General features: G+C 34.5%; 9 protein-coding genes and 1 pseudogene. 7 read left to right on the top strand and 3 right to left on the bottom strand.

Annotated elements, in window-relative coordinates; genetic code table 11:
• The first annotated feature begins 49 nt into the window (after positions 1–49).
• Complete coding sequence (locus tag LN051_RS06420; RefSeq protein ID WP_229291721.1) at positions 50–463, top strand: sporulation protein; 414 nt, start codon at positions 50–52, stop codon at positions 461–463.
• 199 nt (positions 464–662) lie between these two features.
• Positions 663–1,814, top strand: a pseudogene (locus LN051_RS06415) (Y-family DNA polymerase); the annotation flags it as partial.
• Between the two features lie 185 nt (positions 1,815–1,999).
• On the opposite strand, the gene LN051_RS06410 reads toward LN051_RS06415, so the two are convergent.
• On the bottom strand, positions 2,000–3,094 hold the full coding sequence (locus tag LN051_RS06410; protein ID WP_229293635.1) for a prephenate dehydrogenase: 1,095 nt from the start codon (positions 3,092–3,094) through the stop codon (positions 2,000–2,002).
• 360 nt (positions 3,095–3,454) lie between these two features.
• Here LN051_RS06410 and LN051_RS06405 point away from each other — a divergent pair, with 360 nt between their 5' ends.
• Positions 3,455–4,714 (top strand): aminoacyltransferase, encoded by a 1,260-nt coding sequence (locus tag LN051_RS06405; RefSeq protein WP_229291720.1) that lies wholly within the window; start codon positions 3,455–3,457, stop codon positions 4,712–4,714.
• 24 nt (positions 4,715–4,738) lie between these two features.
• Positions 4,739–5,998: an aminoacyltransferase gene (locus LN051_RS06400; protein ID WP_229291719.1), complete on the top strand. Its 1,260-nt coding sequence runs from the start codon at positions 4,739–4,741 to the stop codon at positions 5,996–5,998.
• 778 nt (positions 5,999–6,776) lie between these two features.
• Here the strand turns inward: LN051_RS06400 and LN051_RS06395 are convergent.
• Positions 6,777–7,100 carry a hypothetical protein gene (locus LN051_RS06395; protein WP_229291718.1) on the bottom strand — a complete coding sequence of 108 codons (324 nt, stop codon included), beginning with the start codon at positions 7,098–7,100 and terminating at the stop codon, positions 6,777–6,779.
• Positions 7,101–7,225: 125 nt separating this feature from the next.
• Here LN051_RS06395 and pepF point away from each other — a divergent pair, with 125 nt between their 5' ends.
• Both pepF and LN051_RS06385 read left to right on the top strand, forming a co-directional pair.
• Positions 7,226–9,034 (top strand): oligoendopeptidase F, encoded by a 1,809-nt coding sequence (gene pepF, locus LN051_RS06390; RefSeq protein WP_229291717.1) that lies wholly within the window; start codon positions 7,226–7,228, stop codon positions 9,032–9,034.
• A 144-nt stretch (positions 9,035–9,178) separates the two neighbouring features.
• Entirely contained in the window at positions 9,179–10,057 is an 879-nt protein-coding gene (locus LN051_RS06385; RefSeq protein ID WP_229291716.1) for a 1-phosphofructokinase family hexose kinase, read from the top strand.
• A gap of 223 nt (positions 10,058–10,280) precedes the next feature.
• Here LN051_RS06385 and LN051_RS06380 read toward each other — a convergent pair whose 3' ends face one another.
• Complete coding sequence (locus LN051_RS06380) at positions 10,281–11,183, bottom strand: CvfB family protein (protein WP_229291715.1); 903 nt, start codon at positions 11,181–11,183, stop codon at positions 10,281–10,283.
• A gap of 157 nt (positions 11,184–11,340) precedes the next feature.
• Here LN051_RS06380 and LN051_RS06375 point away from each other — a divergent pair, with 157 nt between their 5' ends.
• Positions 11,341–12,948 carry an ABC-F family ATP-binding cassette domain-containing protein gene (locus LN051_RS06375; protein ID WP_229291714.1) on the top strand — a complete coding sequence of 536 codons (1,608 nt, stop codon included), beginning with the start codon at positions 11,341–11,343 and terminating at the stop codon, positions 12,946–12,948.
• Positions 12,949–13,502: the final 554 nt, after the last annotated feature.

Below are 13,502 nucleotides of genomic sequence, written 5' to 3'. Positions count from 1 at the left end.
AGTATTAAATATATGATAGAGAAAACTTAAAAAATGACGGAGGTACAATATGGGCTTTGAAAATATTTTAGCATCACTAGGTATTAATGGTATGCAGGTTTATATTCGACTAGATCAACAAGCATATCATATTTCTGACACAATTACAGGAGTCATTCACTTCAAAGCTGGAGATAGTGCACAGACGGTAACGCATACAGCAGTGAAGTTGATCGAAAGATACGACAATAAAGACGAAACAAGTGAATTTACACAACTTGAGAATGAATTAGATAGCTTTATGCTTGATGAAAGATTCACTGTCGCGAAAGGTGATACTCAAAAAGTAAAGTTCGATTTCAAACCTGAAAATCTTAATTTTCAATGCAAAGATAGTAAAATTTACTTGAAGGCACATGTATACATTGATTTAGGTATTGATGAGGAAGTTGAAGCGCATATACCCTACGTGACACAACAATAATAAAATCATAGGACTAGAGGACAATGCTTGATTTTATTCTACTATTGCTAGTGTAGAATAAAAGGTTTGGAAGCAAGCGTCTCTAGTTCTATTTTTTATGCTGAAAGAGAACTAACGTTCCTTAATTATTGAAATAAGAACAAACGTTCGTATATAATAAAATCATCCGCTATTTGTTATAGAAATTGGGGGGATTAGGTTGTATGATTACAGTTTATTAGAGCAAAAAGACATATTATGTATTAATCAAAAAAGTTTCTTCGCAAGTGTTTCGTGTATTGAAAAAGGGCTTAATCCATTAACTGCAAAGTTGGCAGTTGTTACAGATACAAAGCGTAAGAATGCTATAGTACTTTCAGCTACGCCAGAACTCACAAAGTTAGGGATTAAAGTAGGCTCACGATTGTTTGAAATCCCTCATCGAAAAGATATTTATATTATTAATCCCAATATGGGAAAATATATTGAACGGTCCTTAAAGATTTTTCAAATTGTATTACGCTATATCCCTGCAGAAAATTTGCATCAATGTGGTATTGATGAATTTTTTATGGATGTGACCGATAGTTATTCGCGTTTTAATTTAACACTTATGTCTTTTTGTGAAAGGTTGATTGAGGAAATTTTAGAAGAGACAAACATTCAATGTGCAATTGGCATTGGGCCTAATATGTTGTTAAGTAAAATCGCCGCAGAGCATGAAGCGAGAGATAGTGAAACCCATATTGCCGAATGGCGCTACGCAGATGTTCCAAGCAAGCTATGGAAAATTGAGCCTTTGCGCGATTTTTGGGGAATTAATCAACGAACAGAAAAGCAATTAAATCAAAGAGGGATTTTTAATGTAGGACAACTCGCACAATATCCATACGCTTATTTAAAGCGCGATTTTGGTGTGACTGGTGTGGATTTGCATCTACATGCCAATGGGATTGACCAAAACCAAATTAGCCATATGTATCAAATCATCGAACCATCAATTTGTAATCAGCAGAATTTAATGAGAATGCATACATATGAAGAAGCCAAAGTGGTAATGCGTAAATTAATTGAGTAGCTAGCCAGTCGTTTAAAGGCACGAAAACAATTGGCGAAAACAATTCATTTTTCATTTGTTGATAATGATGGAGAAAACACTTCTAAGCAATACACACTTTCGTACGCGACGCATTCAACGCGAGATTTCACTCGAACGGTAATGCGTTTAGCGGATGAAAATTGTGACAAATCGAAATTATACTGTAAACTTTGCGTGTCATTGTCACAATTTGCAGCAGACAATGAAAGCCAACTTCATTTGTTTGTAGATGAATATCAGCGTCGACGGGAGGAGGCTTTAGAGAAAGCTATGGCATATTCTTATCAATAATAAAGTTTAAAATGCAACTTGAATATAATTATATTATGTAAACTTAGAAAATGAGTTTGAAAGAGATAAATTAGCGTTTAAGGGGAGCAGTAGCTTTACGAAGCGAAAAACCCATGAAATGTTGCACTCAGCGTGAAGATACTGCTCGAAACCCATTAATACATGAGTTAATTAATATATGTGTCAAATCGTGGTGCAAGTGCGCGTCTGCCAGCATCGCGATCTGATGCTGTTTTAAAACTTATGCGTAAAGCACCATAAATATCTTCGCGAACTTCTAAAATTCTTAAATTACGAATAGAAATATGATGCGCATGTATGAGGTCTAAAACTTGGGATATTGCACCTGATTGGTCTGGTATATCAACGTATAAATCAAAGTTACTATTCATTGCCCCTAAACTACGGTTTGGAAGTTGATCTCGATATTGTTTGGCATTATCAAAAAACTGGTGCAATCCTTTTTCGTCTTGTTGCTCAAGAAGGGCGATGACTTCTTTAAATTGCGTTAGGAATGTTTTCATTATCGTTAAAATATGCTGGCGGTTTTCTAGCGATATATCACGCCACATTTCAGGATTACTACTAGCGATACGTGTCATATCACGAAAACCACCTGCCGCAAGTTGTTGAACCCAATCTGAGTTTGAGGCATAATGGGCATTTAAATTGACTAAACTAGACGCGATAAAGTGGGGGACATGGCTAACAATGCCTGTAATATAGTCGTGCTCATCAGCAGTCATAGAAATAATTTTAGCTCGTGTATGTCCTAGTAGGGTAGTTATCGTCTCACAAGCTGCATCATTTTCAGGCAAATCATAAACTAAAATATAATAGGCATTTTCAAAAAGGTGTTTTTTAGCGTTCAGTACACCACTTTTATGACTTCCGGCCATAGGGTGACCACCAACAAGATGTATATTTTTTTCGAGTAATTTTGCTTCGAAAGCTTGGATTGTAGATTTGGTGCTTCCTGTATCTGTAACGATTAAACCGGGGCGCGTTGGGTAAGCTGTCATTGTTTTAAGGTAACGTGTAGTTGTTTGAACTGGCGTCGCAAATATGACGATATCCGCTTGAGCTAAGCCGTACGCATAGTCCGTTGTCATCGCATCTATAATTCCCATTGAGTGTGCGCGTTGTAGTTGGTCGGGGTTAGTATCATAAGCTATAATATGAATATCTTCATAAAAATACTTTAAATTACGCGCTAAACTCCCACCGATTAAACCTAAGCCGACAAAAAATAGATTAATCATCATCACCGCCTGTTGTAATAATTTTCTGACATTTTAACATTTTAAAGCGTTTTATTGCAATAGTACATCGTAAAAATACTGCAGATAAAGAAGTCATCATAAATCCTTACGTCATATTGGCTAATTAATACGGAATGCGTTAAAATATAGTGAGATAAAATCCAAAAACAATGATGAAAACGTATTGTTTTAAAATAATACGTGCTATTTATTAGGTTAAGAAAAGCACGGACGAATATCATATCATAGCTGATAACGTAATGTGTTATTAAATGGAATAGTAACCATTTCAAATAAACGCGCAAAAACGTTGAGTACCCTTATAAATAACAAAAATGATAGAAAAATAGGAGTCATAAAATGAAATTTACAAATTTAACAACGGCAGAATTTGAAGCATTTTCAGATGCTATGCCGTATAGCCATTTCACGCAAATGGTGGGGAATTATGAATTAAAAGTAGCAGAAGGGGTTGAGACACATCTTGTAGGTGTCAAAGACAACCAAAACAATGTGCTTGCGGCATGCTTACTTACAGCTACACCTGTGATGAAATTTTTCAAGTATTTCTATAGTAATCGTGGGCCCATCATTGATTATGAAAATAAAGAATTAGTTCATTATTTTTATAACGAACTTGCAGCTTATGTTAAAAAATATAGTGCGCTTTATTTAAGAGTTGATCCATATTTACCGATGTTAAAACGCAATCATGACGGAGAGGTTCTAGAACGATTTAACAATGATTGGATCTTTGATAAAATGGCTAACTTAGGCTATGAACATGAAGGTTTCACTGTCGGATTTGACCCTATAAAACAAATTCGATTTCATTCTGTATTAGATTTACAGGGCAAAACTGCTAAAGATGTACTTAATAATATGGACAGTTTAAGAAAACGTAATACGAAAAAAGTTCAAAAAAATGGTGTGAAAGTAAGATTCTTAAAAGAAGACGAACTACACATTTTCAGAAGTTTTATGGAGGATACTTCTGAAACGAAAGACTTTTTGGATCGTGACGATGATTTCTATTATGATCGTTATAAGTATTATAAAGAACGTGTATTAGTGCCTCTTGCCTATATCGATTTCAATGAATATATTGAAGAATTAAAAGAGGAAGAATCCATTTTAAGAAAAGAAATTGGAAAAGCTGAAAAAGACATAGAAAAGCGTCCTGAAAATAAGAAAGCATATAATAAAAAGCAGAACCTTGAACAACAACTTGAGGCACTTCTCTCGAAAGTAGAAGAGGCGCAACATCTTCAAGCTGAACATGGTAACGAATTACCAATATCTGCAGCGTATTTTATAATTAATCCATTTGAAGTTGTATACTATGCTGGTGGGACATCAAATGAATTTCGTCATTTTGCTGGTAGTTACGCGATTCAATGGAAAATGATTAATTATGCGATTGAGCATGGCATACCGCGTTATAACTTTTACGGCGTAAGTGGTGATTTTTCAGAGGAGGCTGAAGATGCCGGTGTTGTAAAATTTAAAAAAGGCTTTAACGCAGATGTCATCGAATACGTAGGCGATTTCGTTAAACCGATTAATAAACTTGCGTATCAAGTTTATACACAACTCAAAAAAATAAAAAATAGAAAGTAATGTAAAAGAAGGGGATTCATTGGTATGAAATTTACAGAGCTAACAGTTGAAGAATATGACCAATTTGTACAAAATCCTGCTTTAGAAAGCCACTATTTCCAAGTTAAAGAAAATATTGGAACACGTGAAGCAGACGGGTTTCAAGTTGTATTACTAGGTATTAAAGGTGAAAATAATCAAATTCTAGCAGCGAGTCTATTTTCAAAAATTCCTACGATGGGAAGTTATGTCTATTATTCAAATCGAGGTCCAGTGATGGATTATTCAGATCTTGGGCTTGTCGATTTTTATCTTAAAGAGCTTGAGACTTATTTACAAAAAAATAAATGTTTGTATGTCAAAATGGACCCTTACTGGTTGTATCGTGCGTATGATAAAGATATTAAACCTTTACCTGAAAATGAACCTAATGAAAAATTAGTACAATTATTTAAATCACATGGCTATAAACACCACGGTTTTACAACATCTTATGACACATCCAGTCAAGTGCGTTGGATGGGCGTTTTAAATCTTAAAGCTCAAACACCACAAACGATTAAAAAGCAATTTGATAGTCAGCGTAAACGTAATGTTAATAAAGCGATTAATTATGGTATTCGTGTGAAATTTTTACGTGAAGATGAATTTGATCAATTTTTGGAATTATATCGTGAAACGGAAGCGCGTACAGGTTTTGTTTCAAAAACAGATGAATATTTCAAAAACTTCATTAAAAATTATGGCAAGAAAGCGTTAGTGCCGCTAGCATATATAGATTTAGATGAATATATTACATCATTGCAAGATAGTTTAAATGATAAAGAAACATGTCGTGACCAAATGATGGCTAAAGAAAATAAATCTGACAAGCAGTTAAAGAAAATTGCAGAATTAGACAAACAAATCGACCATGATAAAAATGAGATGTTAAAAGTAAGTGAATTACGTAAAACGGATGGCCAGATTTTAAATCTTGCATCAGGTGTCTACTTCGCTAATGCGTATGAAATTAACTATTTCTCAGGCGGTTCAAGTGAAAAATATAATCATTTTATGGGCCCTTATGCTATGCATTGGTATATGATTAACTACTGCTTTGAGCATGGATATGAGCGTTACAATTTTTACGGTTTATCTGGTGATTTCACAGAAAACAGTGAAGATTATGGTGTATATCGTTTCAAAAGAGGATTTAATGTTCAAATCGAAGAACTGATAGGAGATTTTTATAAGCCAATTAATAAGCCTAAATATTGCCTGTTTAATACGTTGAATAAGTTACGTTCAAAAATTAAAAGGTAAGTGTATGAATACGTAGCCCGCACAAAGTTATTCTGGTGACTTTGTGCGGGCTACACAATTAGGAGATGGGCGCTATGATTAAAATGTTGCAAGTCGTATTTCTTTGAATACGCTTACACATGAAGCATAACACAGTGTAGTCTATTTGTATATAATGCGATAAAATTTCAAAAATAACCTTTTCAAAATGAATGTAAAAGAATAATTCACAAAAAGAAAGTAAAAGAGAATGAATTTATCATATATATGTTATGTAAACTAATATAGAATTTTATAAAAGTAAAGTGCGTTATATAAATCATATAAAGTGATCATTAGCATGACTTAAGATTGAATTTAACAGTTACAGTGATATAAATGCGCGATCGTAAATCATAGGAATTGTTTACATGATAAAATGAAGATTTTGTAAGTAAAATAATCCTGTATGTATGTTGATGTGTCACATTCAAAACGACAACTCAAGTTTTAAAATTAGCATTTATTATAAGATGTTAACGGAATGTCATTACAATAGTTATATTTGCTTGACTTAGTAACTTTTTAAAACAGCATAACACTTTGTATATGATATTTATTACTTATTCCTGAACATATTTGTTGGTAAAATACATGTGTGATTCAAAAAACCATTTTTAGTTTACATAATATATATTATAGGAAGTTGTGTATAGAGCACATCTTTTTACCTTTCCTCTATGTAACGTAGCGTTTTACAGCATAAAAAAACCAAACCTAATGGCCAAGTTTCACGTTGCCAAAAAGTTTGGGTTAATGATTAAGGTTTGTATTTACGGTCAACACGCGATAATTCTTTTTGATACTTTTTCTCTTGACGTTTTTTGCGCCAGTTTCTTGTCACATACCAAAGTATTAAGCTTATAATCAAACTTAATACAGCTACAAATGCTGCAAAGCCTAATAATGGTTCGTATGTGATATTATAAAAATTCGGTAAAATGAATGCTAAACAGCCTAGTATGATAAAGCTTAAAATAGCTGTAAAAAACCATTTGTTTAATATCAATGTGCAAAATATTGTAAGTACAATCATGGTGATGATTGAAATCCACAAATAATTAGGCATATCAAGAATTGACATTATATGGGCCTCCTTCGCGCAATTGATTGATTCTATTATACATGACTTTGATGTGTCTGTGTGCATCCGTAAATTAAAATTTCCTGTATAATAGATTTAACTGTTAATAAAAGGAGGTACTTTTTATGTCACAAAAACTGGTTAATCGTAATGCTGTAAACACTTTAGAAACTTGGGATTTAACAGATATTTTTGAAGATGATGCTGCTTATGAGCAAGCGGTTAAAGCGTTAGTTTCACGTGCTGAACAGTTTCAGAAACGTTATACTTCAACATTAACAACCCCTGATCGTATTGAAACAGCATTAGATGAATATAGCAATTTATTAATAGAAATAGATCGTGTTATAAACTATGCACATTTACAACTGAGTGTTGAAGCAACAAATGTTGAAAAACAACGCTTAAACGCCCTGCTTGCTCAAAATTATGGTAAGATTTCGAGTCAATTAACATTTGTTGAATCTGAATTACTCCAATTAGACGCACAAATTCTTGAAGATGCAATGAAGACATCGAAATATCATTATTACTTGAAGCGCTTATTAAAAAAGCAGCCGTATCAGTTGCATCCAGAAGCTGAAAAAACTTTGGCGCATTTTTCTCAAGCTTTAAATGTACCTTCAGACATTTATGAAGTAACTAAAATGTTAGATATTGATTTTGGTCAGTTCGAAGCCGATGGTCAACAGTTTGATATGGATTATACGACCTTCGAAGGTATTTATGAAGATAGTGCGAACACAGAGGTTAGACGTCAAAGTTTTGCGCATTTCAGCAAAAAATTACGACAATATCAACATACAACAGCTGCCGCTTATAATGCGCATGTACAAAATGAAAAATTGGAAGCAAATTTAAGAGGTTATCCGTCAGTGATTGATTTCTTATTAGAAGAACAAGATGTCACACCTGAAATGTATCATCGTCAAATTGATATAATTATGACGGAATTAGCCCCTATTATGCGTCGTTATGCAAAATTATTAAAAGAAGTTAATGGCTTAAAAGAGTTACGATATGAAGATTTGAAAATTTCGCTTGATGCGAAGTATGAACCAGAAATTTCAATTGCTGAGTCACAACAGTATATTTATAATGCGTTACGTATACTTGGTCAAGATTATTTAAATATGACTCAAAAAGCATATGACGAACGTTGGATTGACTTCCCACAAAATAAAGGAAAAGAAACAGGTGCCTATTGTGCAAGTCCATATTACACGCATAGTTACGTATTTATATCGTGGACTGGTAAAATGAATGAAGTATTTGTGCTTGCGCATGAATTGGGTCATGCAGGACATTTTACTTTAGCGCAACAACATCAAAATATCTTACATTCTGAGTCTTCCATGTATTTTGTAGAAGCCCCTTCCACGATGAATGAAGTGTTAATGGCACATCATTTATTAGAAAAAAATCAAGAAGATAAGCGTTTTAAACGCTGGGTATTAAGTTCACTTGTATCAAGAACATATTATCATAATATGGTAACCCATTTATTAGAAGCAGCTTATCAACGTGATGTATATAAATATGTCGATAAAGGTGAACATTTAACAGCAGAAAAGTTAAGTGCGATTAAACGACAGGTTATTGAAACGTTTTGGGGTGACGACGTCATTTTAACCTCGGGTGCAGAGTTAACTTGGATGCGCCAACCGCACTACTATATGGGCTTATACCCGTACACATATTCAGCCGGATTAACAATAGGAACTTTAATGGCACAACGTATTAAAAAAGAAGGAGCGCCTGCTGTTGAAGATTGGCTTGAAGTTTTAAAAGCAGGTGGTAGCATGTCTCCGCTTGATTTGACGAAACGTGCTGGCATTGATATGTCTACTGAAAAACCGTTACAAGCTACCATTCAATTTATTGGAGAAATCGTGGATGAAATTGAATGGCTTACAAAAGAAATCACGAAATAAAGAATAAGCACGCATGAGTGAAAAGGTCATTCATGCGTGCTTAATTATGTTTGACTTCAGATTTCACAGACGCTATATTTAACATATAAACAACATAAGTAAACAAAATCGAACATTTAGAATTGGTATATAAAGGATGATGAGATGAAAAAAGTATTAACGGTTACATTAAATGCTTCAATTGATATCGCGTACCATATGGATCAACTTCATATTGACGCAACAAATCGTGTTGCTAATGTGTCTAAAACTGCTGGAGGAAAGGGTTTAAATGTGACACGAGTGGGTCGTCAATTGGGGCTTGATATTACGGCAAGTGGTATCGTCGGAGGAACGTCGGGGTTATTTATTAAGCAACAACTCGATCGATTACATATCCCCCATCAGTTTTTAGATAGTGGTGTAGAATCGAGATTTTGTATTGCTATGATTACAAAAAGCGCACAAACAGAAATACTCGAAAGTGGTATTACTTTAGATAGTACTGTTCAATCGGAGTTTATCACCTTTTACAAAACTTTAATTCAAGATTTTGATATTATCGTCATTTCAGGCAGTATACCTCCTGGATTACAAGTGAATATTTATCAAGATTTAATAAGTAGCGCGAAAAAAGATGGTAAATTTGTAATATTAGATGTTAATGGTACAACATTAAACCAAATTTTAAAAATGGAAACTACGGTCAAACCAGATTTGATTAAACCTAACGAAGAAGAAATTGTTGAATTAACACGTCATACATCATCATTGACGATAGAATCATTAAAATTAGCCTTAAATGACCCAATATTTAACCATTTACCTAACATATTGGTCACACTTGGTAAACGCGGTGCATTATTAAAACAAGATCATCGATTTTATCAAATAACGTTGCCTTCCATTAAAGCTATCAATGCAGTTGGCTCTGGCGATAGTTCTATTGCAGGATTTTGTTACGGTTTAATTAAAACGAGCGATATAAAAGAAGCAGCCGAGTATGCGATGGCTGCAGGAATGGCAAATGCATTGCAACATTAAACTGGTCATATCGATTTAGAAGATTTTAAGAGATTACGCCCTCAAATTACAGCATATGAGACATAAAACAATTAAAGGCAAAGTGTTAGGAAAGCCCTGCTTCTAGACCTCATTGTTAATGACTTTCTAGAGCGTGATTTGGTCATTCCTACCTCTTTGCCTCTCTATTTAGACGCTGATTTAATTTATAAAGACAATACACACTAAAGCATGTGTATAGGTTTCAACCTTTTTCAACGCGCGCCCACCCTTTTTTAGTGAGTACAATTTTACCTGTTTCTATATTGATAATGCGTTTTTTATAAAGGTGGCCGATAGCGCGTTTGAAAGCCCCTTTGCTCATATTAAAAACGTCTTTAATCGCCTCTGGACTCGATTTATCCCAAAATGGTAATTCGCCATCATATTCAACTAAAAGATTAAAAATCTTTTCACCGTCATCATCTAAACGTTCGTGTGCCAATGGTAAAAACGAGCCATTGAGTTCTCCTTTTTCATTGAATCCAATAATACGAACTTCCATTGCTTCACCTAATCTTGGTTCTTCACGACGTTCGGACTCATGAACAAAAATTTTATGACCTTGTTCTGAAAGTAAAAACGTACCTACGCGTAGTAGACGATAAGGTCTTGCTTTAATCATTTGATTTTGATATTGATCATCATGAATTGGCGTAAACATTTGTTGGACCGTAGTTTCGGAAGCAAGACGTGCGAACATTTGACGTTCACGATCTACACGTAATGTACAGAGTACTTCGTCTCCTTTTTGAGGCCATAATGTTTTTATTTTTGGTAAATCTTCCCATGGAATCAACACTTCACGTGGTAATCCTACATCTACACGTGCGCCGTCACGGTCTGTACTGATAACTTTGACAAAATCGTAGCGCCCCACTGTAATATCAGGCATATTTTGTGTAGCAAAAAGTTCACCTGAACGATTTGGGAAAATGAAGAAACTATAAGATTCGCCTATTTCTAGATCATCATCGTCGTTGATTTCTGATGGATTCAATTTTACTTTTTCTTTGTTTGGCCCTTCTAAAATATAGGTAGACCCTTCTAGGGCTTTCACTTCTAAAAAGTCGATAGTTCCAACGATTTCATTTTCTTTAAAAGACATAATTTACTCCTCTAGTGTTTATTAGTTTTATTATAGCATGAGTAAGCGTTATAAGCATTAAGTGTTCCGAGATAACTTCTGATGAATCATGTCGAAACACTACAAATAATATGGTATAATGCTCCCGTTAGTATTATTGTAAAAAAGGAGAAAATAGATGTTACAAGTTACCGATGTAAGTTTACGTTTTGGTGATCGTAAATTATTCGAAGATGTAAATATTAAATTCACTCCTGGAAACTGTTATGGCTTAATCGGAGCCAACGGTGCAGGGAAATCAACATTTTTAAAAATTCTTTCAGGGGAAATTGATTCTCAAACTGGCCATGTGTCTTTAGGTAAGGATGAGCGATTAGCCGTATTGAAACAAGATCACTTTGCATACGAAGATGAACGTGTGTTAGATGTTGTGATTAAAGGTCATGAGCGTTTATTTGAAGTGATGCAAGAAAAAGATGCCATTTATATGAAGCCAGACTTTAGCGATGAAGATGGGATTCGTGCTGCAGAACTTGAAGGCGAATTTGCAGAAATGAACGGTTGGAATGCAGAATCTGATGCTGCAACCCTCCTCTCAGGTTTAGGTATTACGACGGATCTTCATGATAAAAAAATGGCTGAGCTTGAAAATAATCAAAAAGTAAAAGTGTTGCTCGCGCAAAGTTTATTTGGTGAGCCTGATGTATTGTTACTCGACGAGCCTACCAATGGGCTTGATATCCAAGCGATTAGTTGGTTGGAAGACTTTTTAATTAATTTTGAAAATACAGTGATAGTAGTGTCTCATGACCGTCATTTTTTAAACAATGTATGTACACACATTGCTGACTTAGATTATGGAAAGATTAAGATTTACGTAGGTAACTATGATTTTTGGTATCAATCCAGTCAATTGGCTCAAAAAATGGCGCAAGAACAAAATAAGAAAAAAGAAGAAAAAATTAAAGAGCTACAAGACTTTATCGCGCGATTTTCTGCGAACGCATCTAAATCTAAACAAGCGACAAGTCGTAAAAAGCAATTAGAAAAAATTGAATTGGACGACATTCAACCTTCTTCACGTCGATATCCTTTTGTAAAATTTACGCCAGAACGTGAAATTGGGAATGACTTATTGTTTGTTGAAAATGTATCAAAAACAATTGAAGGTGAAAAAGTACTTGATAACTTATCCTTTACGATGAATCCAAATGACAAAGCTGTTTTAATGGGACAAAGTGAAATTGCTAAAACGACGCTTCTTAAAATTTTAGCCGGTGAAATGGAACCAGATGAAGGAACGGTGAAATGGGGTGTGACAACTTCTCAAAGTTACTTCCCTAAAGACAATTCAGAGTACTTTGATAACGTGAACATGGATTTAGTTGAATGGTTGCGTCAATATGCGCCTGAAGATGAACAAACTGAAACATTTTTACGGGGTTTCTTAGGTCGTATGTTGTTTAGCGGTGAAGAAGTGAAGAAAAAAGCAAGTGTCCTTTCTGGTGGCGAAAAGGTACGTTGTATGTTAAGTAAAATGATGCTTTCAAGTGCGAATGTTTTATTACTAGATGAGCCAACCAACCACCTAGATTTAGAAAGTATAACTTCAGTCAATGAAGGTTTGAAATCATTTAAAGGTTCTATCATTTTTACATCGCATGACTTTGAATTTATTAACACGATTGCGAACCGTGTCATTGATTTAGATGAACCAGGTGGCTTATCTAAAGAAATTACGTATGAACGTTATTTAGAAGAAAAAGGCTTTTTAAAAACAAAATAATATAGCGATGTGCGCATTGAGCATTTGAAACAGCACGCATCAAGGGTGGGACAACGAAATCAAATAGATTTCTGTCCCCCATTTAATGAGAAAGTAACTATTAAAAATTCACAGTAGCTGTCTGGATTGAAACTTCGCTTACTAACTCCTTTCAACCCTAGTCAGCCTTGTGGGGGTAGGACAACGAAATCAAATAGATTTCTGTCCCACATCAAATGAGAAAGTAACTATTAAAAAGTCACAGTAGCTGTCTGGATTGAAACTTCGCTTACTAGCTCCTTTCAACCCTAGCCAGCCTTGTGGGGGTGGGACAACGAAATCAAATAGATTTCTGTCCCACATCTAAAGAGAAGGTAACTTTTAAAAAGCACAGTAGCTGTCTGGATTGAAACTTCGCTTACTAGCTCCTTTCAATCCTAGTCAGCCTTGTGGGGGTGGGACGACGAAATCAAATAGATTTCTGTCCCACTCCCTTACATTCCTTTTATTGTAAATAATTATGCTTTAAATTGTCAGTAAATTTCAAAAAATCACCCTTTTCTGTTTACATGGAA

The organism is Staphylococcus ratti (genome assembly GCF_020883535.1).
In the GTDB taxonomy this organism is placed as follows: Bacteria; Bacillota; Bacilli; order Staphylococcales; family Staphylococcaceae; genus Staphylococcus; species Staphylococcus ratti.
Note: the sequence above shows the minus strand (reverse complement) of the source record. Positions and strands in the feature narration are given on the sequence as shown.